The organism is Streptomyces griseoflavus (genome assembly GCF_014649995.1).
Classification (GTDB): Bacteria; Actinomycetota; Actinomycetes; order Streptomycetales; family Streptomycetaceae; genus Streptomyces; species Streptomyces griseoflavus.
Window position 1 is genome coordinate 1 of the sequence record NZ_BMUC01000029.1, and the last position, 19,694, is coordinate 19,694.

10 protein-coding genes and 2 pseudogenes are annotated in these 19,694 nt (G+C 64.5%); 7 read left to right on the top strand and 5 right to left on the bottom strand.

Annotated elements, in window-relative coordinates:
- Nucleotides 1-556 precede the first annotated feature (556 nt).
- On the top strand, nt 557-1,228 hold the full coding sequence (locus IE172_RS33445) for an EcsC family protein (RefSeq protein ID WP_229886719.1): 672 nt from the start codon (nt 557-559) through the stop codon (nt 1,226-1,228).
- Between the two features lie 355 nt (nt 1,229-1,583).
- Here IE172_RS33445 and IE172_RS33450 read toward each other — a convergent pair whose 3' ends face one another.
- The 3 genes from IE172_RS33450 to IE172_RS33460 form a co-directional block, all read right to left on the bottom strand.
- A complete protein-coding gene (locus IE172_RS33450; RefSeq protein WP_190101131.1) occupies nt 1,584-3,704 on the bottom strand; it encodes a helix-turn-helix domain-containing protein in 2,121 nt (706 codons plus the stop codon).
- A gap of 261 nt (nt 3,705-3,965) precedes the next feature.
- Entirely contained in the window at nt 3,966-4,898 is a 933-nt protein-coding gene (locus IE172_RS33455; protein WP_190101132.1) for an IS3 family transposase, read from the bottom strand.
- Nucleotides 4,895-5,227, bottom strand: coding sequence for a transposase (locus tag IE172_RS33460; protein ID WP_190101133.1), 333 nt, complete (start codon nt 5,225-5,227; stop codon nt 4,895-4,897). Before IE172_RS33460 ends, IE172_RS33455 begins: the two co-directional genes overlap by 4 nt.
- 53 nt (nt 5,228-5,280) lie before the next feature.
- Between IE172_RS33460 and IE172_RS33465 the strand changes: the two genes are divergently transcribed.
- Nucleotides 5,281-6,645 carry an IS1380 family transposase gene (locus IE172_RS33465; protein ID WP_190101145.1) on the top strand — a complete coding sequence of 455 codons (1,365 nt, stop codon included), beginning with the start codon at nt 5,281-5,283 and terminating at the stop codon, nt 6,643-6,645.
- A 161-nt stretch (nt 6,646-6,806) separates the two neighbouring features.
- Here IE172_RS33465 and IE172_RS33470 read toward each other — a convergent pair whose 3' ends face one another.
- A complete protein-coding gene (locus IE172_RS33470; protein ID WP_190101134.1) occupies nt 6,807-9,119 on the bottom strand; it encodes a DUF262 domain-containing HNH endonuclease family protein in 2,313 nt (770 codons plus the stop codon).
- A gap of 499 nt (nt 9,120-9,618) precedes the next feature.
- On the opposite strand from IE172_RS33470, the gene IE172_RS33475 reads away from it, so the two are divergent.
- The 5 genes and pseudogenes from IE172_RS33475 to IE172_RS33495 all read left to right on the top strand — a co-directional run bounded on the left by IE172_RS33475 (nt 9,619) and on the right by IE172_RS33495 (nt 18,452).
- Complete coding sequence (locus IE172_RS33475) at nt 9,619-10,791, top strand: cysteine desulfurase family protein (RefSeq protein ID WP_229886723.1); 1,173 nt, start codon at nt 9,619-9,621, stop codon at nt 10,789-10,791.
- A 51-nt stretch (nt 10,792-10,842) separates the two neighbouring features.
- On the top strand, nt 10,843-11,949 hold the full coding sequence (locus IE172_RS33480) for a DUF4007 family protein (protein ID WP_190101135.1): 1,107 nt from the start codon (nt 10,843-10,845) through the stop codon (nt 11,947-11,949).
- Nucleotides 11,946-15,581, top strand: a complete 3,636-nt coding sequence (locus tag IE172_RS33485; protein ID WP_190101136.1) for an ATP-binding protein — start codon at nt 11,946-11,948, stop codon at nt 15,579-15,581. The genes IE172_RS33480 and IE172_RS33485 overlap by 4 nt, the downstream gene beginning before the upstream one ends.
- A gap of 2 nt (nt 15,582-15,583) precedes the next feature.
- Nucleotides 15,584-16,420 carry a phosphoadenosine phosphosulfate reductase family protein gene (locus IE172_RS33490; RefSeq protein ID WP_190101137.1) on the top strand — a complete coding sequence of 279 codons (837 nt, stop codon included), beginning with the start codon at nt 15,584-15,586 and terminating at the stop codon, nt 16,418-16,420.
- Nucleotides 16,421-17,173: 753 nt separating this feature from the next.
- Nucleotides 17,174-18,452: pseudogene (locus IE172_RS33495) on the top strand (IS701 family transposase).
- Between the two features lie 151 nt (nt 18,453-18,603).
- On the opposite strand, the pseudogene IE172_RS33500 reads toward IE172_RS33495, so the two are convergent.
- A pseudogene (locus IE172_RS33500) lies at nt 18,604-19,366 on the bottom strand (transposase).
- Between the last annotated feature and the right edge of the window lie 328 nt (nt 19,367-19,694).

Below are 19,694 nucleotides of genomic sequence, written 5' to 3' on the forward strand. Positions count from 1 at the left end.
GGGCCGTTCACGGGTGGGTCTGAGCTGGGAAAACGGGGACGTTCCACGGAGGCTTCCCAGGGCTGAGAAGATCATTTCCCAGCTGGTTGCAAAGTGCATGCAGTGGCCCGCATCTTGCTGTCGTCCCGTGCGGGGACGCGGACGGACTGTAGAAAATCCGCATCGGGTACGCCGTCGAGCGCCGCCAGACCTCGTACGGGGATGTATGCCGGGATGTGGGTCGGTCCGCCCGCGTCAGTTTGTGCCCCCAAGGACCCGGCTCGGCGACTGCTCAGGCCACGGCCTCACGAAAGAGAGCAAGCGCGAGGTCGGTTTTCTGCAGATTTCCTGACCATGTGACAGGTTGCTGGTTGGTCGGGCAGTATCTGTGCTTGTGCCGCCTGGCCCGGGGTCCTCGTCGTGTGAGGACCTCCTCACGCTGACCTGGCCCACCGCGAGACCGAACTTGCGGAGTCGAGCGCGGGAAGCAACTGCACATGTCATGGGCTCTGTGCACACAAGGTTGCGCACAGAGCACGTTGTCCTCTTCGTGAGGTGCAGCGGATCTGGGGGGCAAATGATGAACCACGCAGCGGACGAGCTCGAACCGTCTCGGCTCCAGAAGGCCGTCGAGACGATCGCCATCACACCGGAGTCGGCCACCAAGCTAGTGGGTGGTTACCGAGCGAATTTCGAGGCAAAGTTCAAGCGGGAGCCCGAGAGCCTGGAGGACAAGCGCCGGATCGCCGCGAAGATCATTGGCCGGTACTCCAAACTTTCGGCAGCAGCCGGGGCGGTCACCGCAGCCCCGAGCGTGATTCCGGGGGTCGGGACCGCGGTCGCAGTCCTGGGCGGTGGTGTCACTGACATAGCCGCGACACTCAAGCTCCAGATCGACATGTGCATGTGCCTGGTTGAGGTGTACGAGACCGAGCTGGGCAGTGAGGACAAGAAGCACCTCGCCTTCGTCCTCGCGTTGGCGGGTTCGGCAGAACAGATGGCGACGAAGGGTGGTAAGGCAGCGGTACTGAAGATCGCCGAGAAGTTGGTCTACCAGTACCTGAAAGGGCCCGCCTTGGTCACGATCAAGCAGTTGTTCAAGCGGGTGTCCATCACCTTCACCCAGAAGGCGATGGCTAAGGCGATACCCGCCGGCGTCGGCGTCGCTTTCAGTAGCTCGACCAACTACGTCCTGACGACGGTAGTAGGCAAGGTCGCCGTCGCCGTCCTGGCCAAAGATGTGAAGTAGCAACGGTGCATCGGATCCAGTACCGCCGACCCAGTCCCCAGACCGGGATCAACCCTTATCCCGAACGTTTTCCGTGTCGCGTGGACCGAGCCGAGATGCTCCACCACGAATTACCCCGTCGCTGACCAGCAGCCATCATGCACGGTCAACGACCTCGCGACCATTTAACTCAGCAATCCCACCGTCCCGATGGCCGTCTCAGCCTGCCGGACCCGTTAAAACCGGCGCCCACCCGACGCAACGGCCTGACCATTCTTGCTCAACCCCAAAAGGCTACGCCCACCAAGCATAACGCCCTCGACAGAGACTGCCGAGGGCTCATGCAAGATCGGCGTTAACGCTGCCTTCTAACTGGTCACGCACCCTCGAAGATCGCTCGAACACGGGCGAGAAGTCCAGTCCATTCGCGGGCGAGCATCGCCTCAAGCTGCACCTCAAGCTCTTGACGGGCAGCGTGCTGGAACCACTTGCGATTGTGATCCAGAATGCGATTGCGGTATCCGGACCCCTTCCCCCATTCCTCCGCACTATCACGCCAGAGGCGAGGATCTTGTTTAAGCTGCTCGCGATATAGAGTGACACTAGCGAGTTGAATTCTGCGCAGGAGTTCTTCGTAAGCTGCAGTCAAAAGTCGTGAGGCTTGTGACAACAATTCTTCGGCTTCAGGATGGGAGGCGCATAGCATCTCATTTGTGCTCGTGAATCCAGTGACCAAGTCCTGCAGGGCTTCCACCGTAAGGCGACGAGCCCCGTGGCCGAGTTGGTGCGAATAACTCAGAGACCGCCACTCACCCTCACGGCGGACTGCAGCATTCACTGTACTTACGTGGGCTGAATCAATTTCTTCAAGCAAGTTGTCGTGGACGTGACCACCAAACTTTGCCGGTGCAGAATTAAGATCGATCCAAATGGACAGCTGTCGGCCCGCTTCGCGCTGAATTTCTTGCACTTGCTCCTTCTCGACGTTGTCGAGCAGACTCTGAGCCTGCACAAGGACGTCACGCAATTGCCTTTTGAAAACGCCTCGGGTATGGAGCACTCGCCCGCGAAGGAAGTCTTGAAGCCGGACAGGATCATCTTCAAAGGAGTTAAAGAAATCGATGGGCAGATCGCTCAGGCGATAGGAATTAAGTGCCGCGCTGACCTGCTCCTGCTTGAGCTCATACCCTTCCTCGTTCGACTCGACGAGGAGCCCCGATTCATCCTTTACCGCCGCTGCCTCTTCGGGACGCGGCAAGACGAGGACACCGCAGTTTGACTCGATCTGCCTATTGTCGATCTCCCGGGCCCGCTTGAGCAAGTGCTGAACAGAAGGCGCCGGGGCCTCGTTAAACCCAGAACACAAGATCGCAACCGTGTGCGGGTCCTCCAGATGTGATTCCAGATCGGCCCGTGCAGTTAGGTGATCAATTCCCCTCGTGTCAATCATGCTAATTTCGAGGTCCTCGATCTGCACCAGGTTCGGGACGATGAGATCGATGCGAGCGGGAAGGGAAAACTCTGGGTGTCGGCCATTGTTGATTTGCTCAAAGGTGCCCTTCATCCATTCCAGGGGGTTCGACGTGAGCGAGGGCTGGAACCACTCTTCGCGTCGGTCCCTTCGATGAAGGCCCATCCTCGTCAGCACTTCGACCACGAGGTCTCGCTTGGACGACGTCTCGGCCGCAAGTGTTTTTGCCGGGTCTGTACGCTTTCCTTCGGCGTCCCTGGATTTTTTTCGCTGAAGGCCTGCCATGTTGCGAATCGCGCGCTCGATCTCCCGGGGAACGTGGACCGTCTCGTCGTCGATCGATTCGGTCGAGGTGTGATTCGCCTGCAGCAACCGATCAACGAAGTCAGTCACATCGGCACGGATGTCGTCGTGTGTACGTGGCACGACAATAACTCCGTACCCGGGTCCGGTGCCGAGGTGCACCTCGCACAACGTGACGCCTCCAGCCCCTGCCTCGAGAACGGGCACTGGGCGCCCATGACGACCTGGGACCTCAAGCGCAGACGCCCGGCAGATTGCTGTCGACTTGCCGATTCCGATGTTGCCAATGAAGGCAATTCGGTGTTGACGACGGAGCAGACGCTCCGCACGGTGACAGATCTCGTCGACGTATTCCTTCAGTCGCTGCTGGAAGGCCGGGTGCGCATGAGGCGCAACGGAGAGTTCAACCAACGACACAGCGCGTTGCTCAGCCTCCCACAGTAGGTCCTGATCCGGATGGTCGAGTGCGGGGCGCGGGAGGTGCTTCCAGGCCCGCTCGAGAGTGGCCGCCAATTCTAAGGCTTCCTGAGTACCAATAGCCGCCAGGAGGGATTGGAGTTCATCGTCAGCGACGGCACGTTCACCGGCCTCGATCCGCGAAAGAACTGCCTGACTCCAGGCAACCTGCCGAGCCAATTCGGCCTGCTTCATTCCGGTTCGCTCGCGCAGTTGAGCTAGCCGATGACCGAGCTGTACAGCGCCTACGTCTCTAGTGATCGACACAAGTCCCCCAAGATAGGTTGCAACAAGCCTTCAGCAACGTTGCTACGACCACATCAGATTCACGATCAGCTTGCCTGCATTTGACGAAACTGAGGCTGCCTCACGCACAACGTGGTATAGCGCGTTGGCGGAAGTCGCCCCATCGACCGAACACGTCGTCGAAGCGTCTTGCTCCAGCCCTGGCGCGCCGAGGGAACGACGGGGAGCGTCGGTGACTGCTCACTGGTGAGTGTCAATCCCCTGGTTTCGTCGAGACCTCTTCTATGCGGCCTGGCACCTCTGTGCGCTCTGGTCGCGTGCTTGGTTGATGATCCGTTCGAACTCTTCCGGCGGCAGACCGCCGGCCGCGCTGTGCCTTCGACGCGGGTTGTAGAACCCGGTGATCCAAGTGGCGATCTTCAGACGGGCCTCGGTCCGGGTAGCGAAGTGGCGCCGGTGAATGTATTCGACCTTGATCAGCGAGTTGAACGACTCCGCGGCGGCGTTGTCCAGCGCCGACCCCACCCGGCCCATGGACTGCACCACGCCCCATCGGTCACACAGGATGTTGTACGCCTCGGACGTGTACTCGCTGCCCCGGTCACTATGGAAGATCGTCCCGTCCACCTCGCCGCCCCGGGTCGCGGCTGCCACCTTCAACGACGCGCCGACCAGGGCCGCGTCATGATGCTCGCCCATCGCATAGCCGAGGCAGCGACGCGAGAACGCGTCGATGACCGTGGCCAGGTAGATCTTGCCCTCGCCGGTCTCGATCTCGGTCATGTCCCCGAACCAGAGCAGGTCCGGAGCCACCGCGTCGAACCGCCGGTGCACCAGGTCGGGGGCGGCCCGGCGCTTGCCCTGCCGGGTCAGCGACCTGCGCCGGCGCGGGGGCTTGCGGCCCTGCAGGCCGAGTTCGGCCATGATCTCGGCGACGGTGTTCACCGAGACCTGCCAGTTCTCCGCCCACAGGTCCTGGGTGATCCTCGGCGATCCGTAGGTCGCACCGGACTCCCGGAAGAAATGCACGATCCTGTCCTCCAGTTCCGCGCGTCTGACCTCGCGCTTCGTCGGCTCGTCCGGACGGCGCCGCCACTTGTAGAACCATGCCTCGCTCACCCCGACCACCCGGCAGGCCACCCGGTGCGGGACGCCGTGCTCGACCCTCTGGTTACCGATGAAGGCGACTAGCGCCTCCGGATCGTGCTCGGTCACTTCACCCAGAGGGCCATGCATCGCTTGAAGACATCACGCTCCATCTCCAGCTCCCGGATGCGCTTGTTCTTCTCGCTCATCTCCCGGCGCAGCCGCTCCAGCTCCTCGCGCTCGGCCTCCCGCACACGCCCGCCCGACGCGGCCGACGCGGGCCGGTCCAACGACGTCGTCCCGTTACTGCGCCACCGCGAGACCCAGCTGTGCAGGGTGCCCGGGTTGATGCCGAGCTCCTCGGCGACATCACCGACCGGCTTCCCCGTCTCGATCACGATGCGTACGGCACCCTCACGGAACTCGGCATCGTACGGCGGCTTCTTCTTGGACGCCACGAGCCCCAACTTCCCCTGCAATCACGGGCTCTACGCTACGAGGGGATGGTCATATCGGGTCCTACCCCCGTGTCCGCATCGAGGGCGACGGCCGGGCGGTGGTCTCGCAGGCCGGGGGCGTGCTGCTGGTCGAGACCGTCCGCAGGGCCGGCCTGGACACCGCGATATCGGCGGCGCTGACGCCGTGGCGGAAGGCTCGGGCGGTGCACGATCCGGGCAAGATCCTGCTGGACGTGGCCCTGGCGGTCGCGCTGGGCGGGGACTGCCTCGCGGATGTCGGCGTGCTGCGGGCCGAGCCGGCCGTGTTCGGCCCGGTCGCCTCCGACCCGACGGTCTCCCGCCTCATCGACACCCTCGCCGCCTCCGGGGAGAAGGCCCTGCGGGCCATCCGTGCCGCGCGGGCTGAAGTCCGCCAACATGTCTGGCGGTTGGCCGGCCGGGCAGCGCCTGATGCGGGCGGGACGGTGACCGTGGACCTGGACGGGGTGCTGGTGATCGCGCACTCGGACAAGGAGGACGCCGCACCCACGGGGAAGCGAACCTACGGCCACCACCCGCTGATGGGCTTCGTCGACCACGGACCGGGCGGCACGGGTGAACCGGTCGCGGCCCTGCTCAGAGCGGGCAACGCGGGATCGAACACGGCGGTCGACCACATCACCGTCGCCCGACTGGCCCTGGCCCAGCTGCCGAAGAAGTACCGGCGCGGGCGCCGGACCCTGATCCGCACCGACTCCGCGGGCGGCACCCACGACTTCGTCGCCTGGCTCGCGAAGCGGGGCCGGTGGCTGTCCTACTCGGTCGGCATGGTGATCACCGAGGCGATCCACCAGCACGTGCTGAAGGTTCCGGCATCGGCCTGGACGGCGGCCGTCGAGACCGGCGGTGAGATCCGTGACGGGGCCTGGGTCGCCGAACTTACCGGCGACGTCCTGGACGGCTGGCCCAGGGGCATGCGGTTGATCGTCAGGAAGGAACGGCCGCACCCCGGGGCTCAGTTGCGGCTGACGGATGCGGACGGCATGCGGCTGACCTGTTTCGCCACCAACACTTCGGAACGGCCGATTGCCGAGCTGGAGCTCCGTCACCGGCTGCGGGCGAGGGCCGAGGACCGCATCCGCGCCGCCCGGGCCACCGGGCTGCGGAACCTGCCTCTGCATCGCACGGCCCAGAACCGGATCTGGCTGGAGATCGTGCAGATCGCTCTCGACCTGCTGGCCTGGATGCCGATGCTCGCGCTGACCGGGAAGGCCCGGCTCTGGGAGCCCCGCCGGCTACGGCTCCGCCTGTTCACCGCGGCCGGACAGCTCGTGACCACCGGCCGTCGGCGAATCCTCCGCCTGGCCCGGCACTGGCCCTTCACCGGTCACATCACCGCAGCCCTCGACCGGCTCACCCAACTGCCCAACCCTGGCTGACCAGCGGATTCCCCATTCCTTCGACAGCACCTCGACACCCGGAGCAGTGAAACCCGGCGCCATCCCGAGGCGACACTCGGATCTTCGGCCTGCACAGCCTCAGCCCACGATACGAAAACGGTCCACCGACTCCGTCGGCGGACCGTCACGAAACTTCGAGGCTAAAGGTCAAGCCACGGAGCTAGGGAGTCCCAGGCAAGGCTACACAGTCGTTCCGAGCGCTCGCGGATGAACTCTTCTTTCCAGTCCTCGTCTCGTTGTGCGAGGGAGGAGACAAGCGGAAGGTGGCGGGCCCGCCGGATAATTGCCTCGGCCCCGTCGCCCAGCGAAATTCCTTCGTGGGAGGCCAGCGCAAGCGTCCTCTCTGCTTCTTCCACTGTTTTCGCCGAGAGAGCCCTGAACATGAGTCGCTTCAATTCCCATGACCGGTCGCTCGCCAAGGAGTTCTCGACCTTGGGTAGGAGTGTCAGGTTACCCAGGACGTGAATGGTTGCCGAGTCCTCGTAGATCTTAGGGTCCCAACCGTTAACGCCAGCGTTCTGAGGTGCGACGTGTTCTATGCTGGAGAAGCCAGCGTCGGTCCAGCGGTCGAGGTTGAGCGTACTGAGCAGGCCGTCCCTTCCTCGGATCACCAACCCCCGCCGCTCTTCATCTGGAGCAGAGTCATTGGAGGCAGCCAAGAGGAGTAGCTTGGTGAGGTGCCGAGAGCTTGAGTAAACGGGCGTGGCTGCGGCTTTTGCCACCCACTGGTTCTTCTCTGCGATTCCTTCGCTTTGAAGTTGCTGGCGCAGGAACCTCAGCATGTCTTCTGCAGGAGGCACAATGGTCAGTTTCTGACCGAAGCGCGCAAACCTGGCACCGTTGGTCTGGGGATCGTGCGCCATGAGCTTGCGGTAGATGTTGTCTATACCGTGGGTCCCCCCGAACGCGCCCCTCCACAGCGCAAAGAAGGCGCCAACGGCACGTACGGCGGTGAGGTACTCATGCGCCCGCTTGTCGATTTGCTCCTCAGTGCTGAGCTGATGAGCGGCAAAGTAACGGGTGAGCGGGGCAATCACGATGTCGTGCTTAGCCTCACGGAGAACTTGCAAGCAGAGCTCTGCCTGCAGGTGAAGCTCATCGTCACTGTGCTCCGGAAGGTTGCCAGGGGCTCCCCATGGCCCGGACACGAACCGTGTCACTTCGGCCAACGAGTGGAGGAAGGTTCGACGTCCTGCCTGGCCTGCTTCTTTGTCGAAGGCAGTACGTAGGTATCGGCGCTGCTCGCTCAACCGTTTACTAAGGCGTGTGCCATCGTGCAACAGAGCAAACGGGATGAGGATGTTGCTGGTCGCGGTCTGCCGCTGGTCAGCCGATGAAGACCGGTCGAGGTACTTTTCGACGGTGTCGAAGTAGTTGTAAGACTCCGATCCGTTCCAACTACTCAGCCCTTCGTTCTGGATAGCCTTCGGCTTGAACGTCTCAATGGCGGTGAGAGGTTGCCCCGTCGTGTTCAAGGCTTCGAACATGTCGAACCCATAGTCTTCCCGCTTCGCTGTGACCACAGCGACGGTAACGCGATTGAGCAGGTAGTTGGCGAACACGATCAAGCGGAGCAGAGATCCGATTCGCTCGTCATCTTTCGCAGCCTCGACCACTGATGCAGGGAAGGGGCTGTTGAAAAGGGCTTCCTGAAGTTTCGAGGACTCGCCGATTGCGCCGGCGGAAAGGATCTCGACCTCGTCCTCTCGCGCGTTCCTCGATGTCGAAACGGCATTTCGGAGAGTGCGACGGAGCAAGGTGCGGATGGCTTCAAGCCCTCTGTGCGCCTGCGCATTAGCGTCGGCGGCTTCCCCTTCCGCAAAGGGGATGTGCCTGTAGTCCTTGGTCGATTCTTCATCTCGCGCATAACGACCATACTGATGGAGATAATAGCCGATGGGCGAGTCGTACTTCGCACGGCCTGCGTCCCGAGACCACACGTCATGGTAAGAGCGGACCATGCGAGGGTAGTAGCGGAAATCTCCCTCGCCATACCGCATGTCCTCTTCAAACGTATCTGTCAACCGACTGGTGACGTCGATCGCTTGGTTGTAACACCAGTCACGCGCTTCTCCGCCATTTCTCGGCAGCCGCCTGGCGCGAACACTGATTTCTTCGTGGAGTACCGTGGTCAGCAGGAGTAGCGTCGTGAGGCGCTGCTGCCCGTCAATGATGGTCATCACCTTCGGAGGCACCATTGGTCGATCGATAGGTTCGACCGTTGTGTACTGAAGGTCACGGAGGGCGATGACGGTCCCAAGGAAACAAATCGAGTCTTCGAACTCAGCTGTTTGTTCAAGGCCGTGAGAGACGTCAGCAATGAGACGTTTGACCTTCGCTGGTTCCCAGCTGTACGCCCGCTGATACGGGGGGATATAGAGCCCTTGCCCAGTTTCGCTAAGGAACTCTGCCACTGCCCGCGGCGCGGCATCGAAGATCTCGCGTGTTTCCATTCATCGTCTCCCGTGGTCTAAAGCGGCCGCGCCGCGTTTCCACAAAGCCTTGCATTACCGTTGTGGTTAGCCGCCAAATTAAGGGCTAGGCAAAGCTTCACCCTCTGTGACCGCGCTCTCGCCGCGGATGCGCTCCGACGTATGAGTCCTTCAACACTTCGACAGCAAATCCCCCCTACGCGACACCCTCGCCGTAACCACAGGAGTACATAGGCCACGGCGCTTGATCAAGCGTAGAGCGGAGATCTGATGAGCGGGAGCCCGTTTGCAGGTTTCAAGCTTCCTGCAGGGCGCATCTGCGCAGAGCGCTCCTACCGGGGGGACTTCACAGCTCAAGTGAGGACGCTCACGCGCACGGAGGAGATGACTTGTGTGCGCCTGCTCCCCTCGCCCCGGACGTTCGTTAGGATCTCAGAGCGCTCCTGGTGGATCACGAGCTACCGGCTGAGAGCAAGCACCAGGAGCGACAAAGAGAGCAGAACACCTCTAGGGGGCAAACGTGGAAGTGGCGATGAGTGAGGCGTCTGTCTACCTCGACTACAACGCGACCGCTCCCATGCGTCCAGAAGCACTCAGAGTCGCATGTGACGCATTTCACACGGTGGGCAACGCTTCCAGCATTCACCAACATGGCCGTGACGCCGCAAGCAAGGTTGACCGAGCCCGTCGGCAGCTCGCTGACTTGCTGAGTTGTTCGCCCGGCGAACTCATCTTCACGTCCGGTGCGACGGAAGCCAACAACCTTGCCCTACAAGCCGCTTACGCACAGCATGGTTTGATCGTCACCTCTGCCGTCGAGCATCCAGCAGTCTTGGAGACCGCTCGAGCGCTCGCCGGTGGCGCCTCAGGGGCTCTCATCACTCTGCCCGTAGACAGAGACGGACAGATCGACCCAGACGAGTTCAGGGCTGTCATTCGGCAGCATGGGACTGCTCTCGTCTCCATCATGCTGGCCAATAACGAAACCGGTGTGATCACCGACCTCTCCCCCCTCATTGAGGCTGCCCACGCAGCTGGCGCGCTGGTCCACACGGACGCAACACAGTTCGTCGGCCGGCTTCCTCTCGACCTAGGTGATCTTGCTGTCGACCTATTGTCGCTATCTGCCCACAAATTCGGCGGGCCGCAGGGAGTCGGCGCGTTGTTCATTCGGCGCGGTGCCTCACTGCCTCAGCGCCCGCTGGTCTTCGGCGGGGGCCACGAGCGCGGCTGGCGTGCAGGCACCCTCAACGTGCCCGGCATCGTCGGCCTGGGTGCCGCCGCCGAAGCTGCACATCGACTGCTCGACGACGAAGCCCCCCGCATCACCAAGCTGCGCGATCTCCTGGAGAACGAGCTTCTGGAGCGGGTCCCCGGAAGTCACGTCAACGGTTCCCGCGCCCCGCGGCTGCCCGGCGTCTCAAGTATCACCATCCCCGGCGCCCCTGCCGATGCGCTTCTCGCCTCGATGCCCCACGTAGCCGCATCTGACGGCAGTGCCTGTTCCGCAGGGGCGCCGAGCCCGAGCCATGTACTGCTCGCCATGGGGCTGAGCCGAGACGCAGCTGACTCCACCGTCCGATTCTCACTGGGCCACGCCACAACAGAGCAGGAGATTCTTCGCGCCGTTGACGCCACGGTACGAGCTGCCTCCCAGGTACGAGCAGTCATGGACGCCACCGCCGGCTCCTGATCGCGCTCCAAGACTTCGCACACACACTTTGAACTGAAGGGCTCGACCGCAATGCCAGAAGGCCGCCTCTCCGACGTCGTCGGACTCAAATTCAACAGGCATGAGAGCTTTCCCCCGCGCTTCGGATGGCTGCACAAGGCATACCTGCACGTCAAGAAGGACGAGATGCTCTTCCACGCCCCGGACGCCCTGGTCCGCCTGGGCGTGGGCAAGAACATGGTCTACTCCATGCGCTACTGGTCGCAGGCATTCAAACTGACCCACGAGTACCGCAGTGGGGAAGCGCAGGCGCGGTCGTACGCTGCTGCTCCGACGTGGCGTGCCCGGTGGCTGCTGGACGAGGACGGGGCAGATCCCTACCTCGAGGACACCGGAAGTCTGTGGCTGCTGCACTGGTGGCTGGTCTCCGGTGACAAGGACGCCCTCTGCCTTGCACCGAGCTGGTACGTGACGTTCCACCTCGCGCCGCTCGCCCGCGTCACGCACGAGGAGATGACCGCCCTCATCACCCGGGAGGTGCACAGCAGCTTCGAGCGTGAGGACTGGCCTGCAGCCGAGTCGATCGCTCGTGATGTCGACTGCATCATCAAGATGTACGCGCCGGACTCCGAGGCCAACCCGCTCTCGCCCGGCAGTTTCGAGGACTCCCTCCTCTGCCCCTTCAAGGAGCTCGGCCTGCTCGAGTACCAGGGAGGCCGTGGCAAGGAACGCACGTACCGCTTCACCAGCGGTATCCGCCCCAGCCTCCCGCCGCACGTCCTCCTGTACGCCTGCCTCGACTACGCGGCCCGCTTCACCCGCAAGCCGGACTCCATCTCCCTTGCCCGCCTCGCCGGCGAGCCCGGGGGCCCTGGTCGCGCCTTCCGCATGCGCGAACCGGAGCTCTTGAGGTCGATCGAAGCCTTCGTCGAGAGCCACCCCAAGCTGGAAATCGTCGAGTCCCTGGGCCAGAGCAGCCTTCGCTTCGCGGACAACCCCGAGAGCCTCGCCTGGGACATCCTCGACGAGCAGTACGGCCGTGTGCGCGAACGCGACGGGTTCCCCACTCCGGAGGAGTGGGCGCGTCAGAACCCCGGTCTGATGAAGACCACGGACGATGCCACCGCCGTGCGGGGACAGATCCCCCAGCAGGCTGACATGCTCGAGGAGCTCACGTGACCACGGCCACCACGACCCCGCACCGCACCGCGCCGAAGGGCTCGGAGGCGCACATCCCTGAGGGCATCAGCTTCGTCGGCACGGAGTTCCGTTCCACCAACCTGGAGCGCGACGTCCGGGACCCGGACCTCCATGCCCCGTACGTGGGGGTCCGTGCTCTGGACGTACTCGACCGGGTGGCCACTGCACTCCGCGACCCCAAGAGGGCACGGGCCTGGTCCTTCACCGGACCGTACGGTTCTGGCAAGTCGACCCTCTCCAACCTGATTGACGCCCTCCTCGGCCACGACGCCAAACGCAGCGCCGCTGCGCAGAAGGCCGTGGCTGCCACGAACAACGCATTGGCCCAGGAGATCGTCGAGAACCGTGAGGCGCTCGCCGGCGAAGGTTTCCTCGGGGCCGTCACCACGGCACGCCGGGAGCCACTGGCCACCACGATCTACCGGGCACTTCAGACGGCGGTGGAGCGCAAATGGAAGAAGCGCGTTCCGAAGGACGTCGCTGCCGTCATGGATGCCTGTGCCGCTGAGACGGATGACCCCACCGACAGCCTGATCGACGCGGTCACCCTGCTGTGCAGCAAGGCACCGCTCCTGCTGATCATCGACGAGTTCGGCAAGTCACTCGAGTACATCGTCTCCAGCAGTGACAACAGCAGCGCCAAGAGCGACGCCTTCCTCCTGCAGTTGCTCGCAGAGAGGGGCACTGGCCCCAGCGGGCTGCCGCTGTTCATGTTCACCCTGCAGCACCTGGCCTTCACTGACTACGCTTCGCGGGCCAGCTCGGTCCAGACGCAGGAGTGGGCCAAGATCCAGGGACGCTTCGAGGACGTCACCTTCGCCCCCAACCTGGGTGACGCGGTCTACCTCCTCCAGCGGAAGCTGTCCCACGCCGAGGTGTCGGACCGGGGTCGTAGGCTGATCGAGGCTCAGGCGGAGGCGGCACACACCATCTGGCGGGACCGCTCGCTGCACTCGGTGGTCGACATCTCGGCCGAGTCGTTCGCCAACCTCTACCCGTTGCATCCGCTCACCGCCGTGGCTGGTCCCCTCATGGCCTCGCAGATCGGCCAAAACGACCGCAGCCTGAGTGGCTTCCTGGTCAACGACGAGCCGTACACGGTGCGCCGCAGCCTCGACGCCTTCTCTGACGGGGCTCCGAAGCGGGCCACGACGATCCGGATCCCGCAGCTCTACGACTTCTTCTTCTCCGCGGGCCGCACCACGATCCTCGCCTCCTCCAAGGCCAGTCGGTGGCTGGAGATCGACGCCCGCCTCGAGGAAGCACACGGCCTTCCTGAGGCGGACCAAGAACTACTCAAGGCAATCGGCGTCCTGAACCTCATCGACGCCGACGGCCTGCTCCGCGCCACTCCCGCGATGATTCAGTTCGCGTTGAACGATCCGCTCGACGTCACAGATGCCGAGCGGTTCGGGGAGCTGAGGGAACGGCTGGACAAGCTCGTGAAGGACGGGCTCGTCGTTCACCGTGAGTACAGCGACGAGTACCGGATCTGGCAGGGCACCGATGTCGACATCGACGCCCGGGTGCGCGAGATCGCCACACAGCTGCAACCCGACGACGTGGTGCGCTACTTCAACAAGCACCTCGGGACGAACGTCCTGCCGAACGCGGTCGCGGCCGGTGCACACAGCCAGCTCACCGGGATGCAGCGGCACTTCGTGACCGCTGTGAGTCACCAGACCGAGAAGCTGCGCGGACCGAGGGTCGTCCAGGACGCAGCTGACGGCATGCTCGTCTTCCACCTCGGCGACCTGGAGAGCAGCCCTCGCGTCGATTCGCCACTTCCGGTTGTCGTCGGGGTCACCAAAAACCGCAAGGCAGTGCTGGAGGCTGGTACCACGCTCGTGGCGCTCCAGGACCTCATGGGTGAGGAGGACCTGGACCACGTCGCCCGCCGAGAGGTCAGCGAGCGAGCCGGAGAGTTCTCCCAACACATCACCGCCATGCTCGCCGAGGCGTTCCGGCCGGGCAGCGACGAATCGAGCTGGTACCTGTGGAAGAGCGGTGAGGAGACCGACAGCGCCCCCGCCATGGAGCTCAAGGCCCGCAGTTACGCAGGGCTCGTCTCCGAGGCGTGCAACGTGGTCTACCACCAGACCCCGCACGTGCGAAACGAGATGGTGGGCCGCCACCAGCTCACCAGCAACGCCGTCCGCACCCGCCGCGAAGTCCTCACCGCGATGATCGAGAAGACCGGGTTGCCGCGGCTCGGCTGGCCCGCGGACAAGTTCCCCGCGGAGCGGGCCCTCTACGACGGTGTGGTCGAACACCTCGGGCTGCACCGGGCGGCGGGAGAGGCCAGCGGCGGTCAGAGTTCCGGCGGAAGCCTCCACACGCACGGGATGTCCCGTCCCAGCGCCGATGTGAACGCGAGTGCCGTTCCGGTGTGGGAAGCACTCGAAGAGGCCCTGAGCGCGGCCACGGAACCGACCAGCATTGTGGACATCTACGAGCGGCTCATGGCCCCTCCCTACGGCGTGAAGGCGGGTGTAGTCCCGATCCTGGTGGTCGCAGGGCTGATCCTGCGCGGCAACGACGTAGCGCTCTTCGAGGAGGGCAACTACTGCCCCCGCCTCACCGCCGCCATCATGGAGCGCCTCAACGTCCCCTATCCGGAACGCTTCACCGTAAAGGCGACTCCGGTCGGCCGGGGCCAGCGCCGGCTCGTTCTCGACAGCCTGGTGAAATCGCTCGGTGTCGACATCCCCCGCAGCCGCGCCAACCGGAACCCCGCGTTGCTCGCGGTCACGCGTGGGATGTTGGAACGAGTGATGGTGCTGGACCAGTACTCGCGGAAGACCCGGCGGCTCAGCGCCGACACGCTTGCGGTCCGCGAGGTGCTGTCCAGGGCGACCGACCCGGACAGGCTGGTCTTCGAAGAGCTGCCCCGAGCACTCGGTTTCGAGGGGATCACTCCGAGCACCCCGAAGGACCCCGAGGCGGCGGAGGCCTACGTCGCACGCCTCACCGCCGCGCTCAACGAGCTCACCAGTGCCAGCGCGAGCCTGCGGGGCTACGTGGTCGAAACGTTGGCGAAGGAGTTCCGGATCCCCGCGTCCAGCACGGGTGAGCTGCGCGCCGGTCTGGCAGAGCGCATGCGCGGCTTCGCCGACGCCTCCCTCGAAGTGAGCCTCCACGGCTTCGTGACACGGGTGATCAACGAGGTACTCCCGGACGACGACTGGCTCGGCACGATCGTGGTCCAGCTCGTCAACCAGGCCCTCGGGGACTGGACCGATCGTGACGCCGATGTCTTCCCCCGCGTCGTGCGGGACAGGGCGCGTGCGCTGGACCGCGTGAGCCACCTCTACAACGTCGTGGAGGAAGAGGCGACCAATCAGGATGCCGAGGGACCCCGTGGCGGTGAACAGCCGCGGCAGCGTCAGATCGACACCCACCTGCTGACCCTCACCACTCCCCAGGGGACCGAGGAGCGAACCCTCATCCACGTCCCGAGGGATTCACGGAATGCCGTGGGCGAGCTCGTTGTCGGTGTCATCAGGCAAGCTGAGGAAGCACTGGGTCCCGACGGCGCACGCATCCTGCTCGCCGCCCTGGCAGAGCGCCTGTCCGACCAGGACGACGCCTCATCCGAGAGGAAGGAGTAGCCGTGACCGCCACCGACGGCTCCAGCAGCAAGAAGCGCCACGTCCTGGGGATCTCGGGGGGCAAGGACTCCTCGGCCCTCGCGATCTACATGCGTGACCGCGTACCGGACATGGAGTACTTCTTCTGCGACACCGGCGCCGAGTTGCCCGAGACGTATGAGTACCTCAACCGCCTCGAAGGCGCTCTCGGTAAGCCCATCCAACGGCTCAACTCCTCCCGGGACTTCGACCACTGGCTGGAGGTCTACCAGGGCACCTTGCCCAGCCCGCAGATGCGCTGGTGCACGAAGAACCTGAAGATAAGGCCGCTCGAGGAATGGATCGGCGACGACGAGGCCGTCTCGTACGTCGCCATCCGTGCCGACGAGAACCGTCTCGGCTACGTCAGCACCAAGCCCAACATCACTGCGGTCTTCCCCTTCCGTGAGGACGGCATCGACCGCGAGGGCGTCGACCGGATCCTGGACGAGGCCGGCATCGGCCTCCCTGACTACTACGAGTGGCGTACTCGCTCCGGCTGCTACTTCTGCTTCTTCCAGCGCAAACACGAGTGGGTGGGCCTCAAGGACCGCCATCCCGACCTCTTCCAGAAGGCCGTTGAGTACGAGGAGAAGGTCAAGCACCAGCACGCTGCGACCGCGGGACGCAAGTACACCTGGGCCCAGAGCGAGTCCCTCGCCGAGCTCATAGAGCGTCGCGAGGAGATCGAGGCCAGGCACAGAGATGCGATGGAACGAGCCGCGAAGCGCATGAAGCCCAATCGTCCCTTGCTGGAGATCCTCTCCGACGCACACGACGAGGACGATGACTCGCCTGCGTGCGCGGTCTGCCACCTCTAGTCCTGACTGAGTGACGGCGCCCCGGTTGCGAATGCGCCCGGGACGCCGTCATGTCCTCTACCAGCAAGCACCGGTTTCCTGCCCGGCAGGCTGCCCCGGCCCCACAGCCGGCAGGCGCCAGGGCTTGGGGCTTGCCCTGTGCCGCCAGTACGGCCCTCAATTGCGCCCTATCGCGTTCCGCCATACGGACCAGACGCGTGGCTATTTGTATAGCCACGCGTCATGCTGCGTACATGCTTCTGCCCAGTCCCGCCTTTCGCCGCCTGGCGACGTTGGTGGTTGTCGATGACGAGGAACGTACGGCCCTCCTCCGATGCTCGCGTGGTACCTCGGCATGGACGTTGCCTGAGTGCACGGTCCACATTTGGGAAACCTATGCGGAAGCAGCCACCCGTCTAGCCGCCCACTGCTTTGCCGGCCATCCGTTGCGATGGGGGTCAGTCGTGGGGTGCCGCCTGGCAATACCGCCAGTGCACGGTTCGCCTGCCATCCGGACGGAGCGTCGCGTCTCAATCGCTCGCACCAAGCGTCCTGCGACCTCGCCTATGAGCGGAGAAGCTCACGCAACCCGGCCGATGCGTTGGGTACCGCGCACGAGCTTGGACGATGCCCTGCTCGAGCCCTATGGAGACACCACTGCCACATTGGTGGCCGGGTATCTCGAGGGGTGGCTACCGGACGGTCGGATTACCTTGCACTAATAGGACTCCGTTAGGTCTTCGGGTTCGGCCTGTTCCTGGGCATGTGGGGTGGATGGATGCACATGAAGTAACCGTGTCCGGGCGAAGTTGGCGTTGTACGTGGCTGATGTGTTCGCCTCGGTGCCGCGCAGGGACCAGCGGGCCAAGGGCGACTGCTACCTGCGGGGACTGATGCTGGACGGCCGCCGCAAGTCGATCCAGGCCATGGCCTCGCGGCCGCCGGGCGGCAACGAACAGAACCTGCAGCAGTGCGTGAACCAGCCCACCTGGGACCCGGTGCCGGTGCAGCGGCGGATCTGCGAGCGCATGCTGCCGCTGATCAATCCGACGGCCTGGGTGATCGACGACGTGTCGCTGTCCAAGGACGGAAGAATGTCGGTCGCCGTGGCTCCGCAGTACTGCGGGGCCCTGGGCAAACGCGCCAACTGCCAGGTCGCGGTCAGCGTCCACGCCGCCAGTGACACCGCCTCCTGCCCCCTGCAGTGGCGCCTGTTCCTGCCGAAGGAGTGGTGCTCGGACACCGGCCGCCGGACCGCCACCCGCATCCCGCCCGAGGCCAGGCACCGCAAGAAGTGGCGGCTGGCTTTGGACATGCTCGACACGCTGGCCGGCTGGGGCATGGGCCCGCCCGTGGTCGTGGCCGATGCCGCCTACGGCACCAACGCCCACCTGCGGGCCGGCCTGGCCCAGCGGGGAATCGACTACGTGCTGGCCGTCCGCGCGGACGTGAGTGCCCATCCGTTCGACGCCCGGCCCGTAGCTCCGGACCGCACGGGCCCCGTCGGCTGCCGGCCCCAGCCCCGCTACCGCCACCCCGCACCCTCGGTGGCAGCTCTTGCTGCTGATCTCGGGCCGGAGGCGTTCACCTCCCTCACCTGTGGCACGGCTCACGCGGCGCGTTACGGTCCCGCTTCGCCGCCGTGCGCGTCCGCCCGGCCGGCAAGGCCGTCGAGCGTCCGATCCGGGCCGCCGCCTCTGCCGAACAGGGCTGGTGGGACGGGGTGCTGCCCGACTGCTGGCTGCTGATCGAATGGCCCGAAGGCGCCGAGGCGCCCACCGGCTACTGGCTGTCCAGCCTGCCGTCCGACACCCCGATCGCCGACCTGGTCCGCCTGGCCAAGGTCCGCTGGCGCATCGAGCACGACTACCGCGAACTCAAGCACAGCCTGGGTCTGGACCACTTCGAGGGCCTGTCCTGGCCCGGCCGGCGCCACCACGTCACCCTCGTGACCGCTGCCCACGCGTTTCTTATCGGACAGCGTCTGGCCCCAAAAGCACCTGGACCACACTCACTCTCTACCAGATCCTCGATGCCTTCCAGGACGTCCTGAGGTGCTGGACCGGCTTCTATACCACCTGTCACCAGCCCTTGCCCAGCAGACCGCACACGACATCAAGATCGAGACAGACCTAACGGAGTCCTCCTAAGCGCTGCCCCGTAAATGATCTACGGCATGCGGGTTGACCAGCATTGTTTCCCGCTCATCCGGCCAGGGTGAGGTTGTGCAGGCGGGCGATGCCGAGCATGGCGTGGTGAACGCCGTCGCCTTTCAGGCGGCAGTCGCGGAGGATCTCCCCAGGTCTTCGTGCGGGCGAAGGCGTGCTCGACGCGGGCGCGGACCTTGCGGTGAGAGCGGTTGTGTTCCTCTTTCCAGGCCGGGAGCTCGGCCTGACCGGATGCGCGGCGGTGCGGGATGAGCAGGCCGGTGCCCCGGTAGCCACCGTCGGCGATGACCGCGGTGCGGCCGGCGGTGTCCTTGGCGCCGGCCTCCTCCCACGCCGTGCAGTCGTTGCGGTTGCCGGGCAGTGGCCGGCAACCGGCGACGACGCACCGGGTGTCGGCGTCGATGACGACCTGGTGGTTGGTGGAGTACCGGTAGTTCTTCGACTGCTCGGCCACCGTGTGGTCGCGGGTGGGCACCAGCGTGCCGTCCACGATCAGCACGGTGTCCTTCGCGAACCGTCTGCGGGGCTAGAGCGCGCGTGCGGGCCCGAGGTGGTCGATGATCTGGTCGGCCGCGGACTTCGACACCCCGAACAGTGGGGCGAGTTGACGCAGGGTGAGGTTGGTTCGCCAGTACGCGGCGACCAGCAGGACCCGGTCCTCCAGCGGCAGGCTCCAAGGTCGGCCCTTACGGGCCGGATCGACACGAGGGCGCCGCAGTGCGGTGATCAGTTTGCCGAACTGCCGTGGGCTCAGCCCGGTGAACGGGGCTATCCAGGTGGGCTCCGAAGCCGTGATCACGCCAGACGCCCCAAGGTCATCCCACCTGTAATCAACAGTTACGGGACAGCTCTTAGCGGGACACCCCCTTTTCAGACATGCCAGGCGATACGATCCAAAACTCGCCCCGCGCTTCCCTTTGACACCCGGCGTGTCAAGTTTTACACGTCGTGACCTGCATCTTTGCCATACAGAAACCCGCGATGGGCAGCGGATCCTCAGCGCAAGTGCGCTGCAATTGCACCGAAGAATCCCGCACGTATAGGACATAAGGGAAATATAGCATCAAAGCTCTTGGCTGGAATTCATCGATGGAGACCCGGCGCAACGTCCGCGGGCAGCCCCTGAC

Coding starts and splice junctions, on each gene's coding strand:
- IE172_RS33445 (WP_229886719.1), top strand. CDS start 557: ATGATGAACCACGCAGCGGACGAGCTCGAACCGTCTCGGCTCCAGAAG.
- IE172_RS33470 (WP_190101134.1), bottom strand. CDS start 9,119: ATGGAAACACGCGAGATCTTCGATGCCGCGCCGCGGGCAGTGGCAGAG.
- IE172_RS33480 (WP_190101135.1), top strand. CDS start 10,843: ATGCCAGAAGGCCGCCTCTCCGACGTCGTCGGACTCAAATTCAACAGG.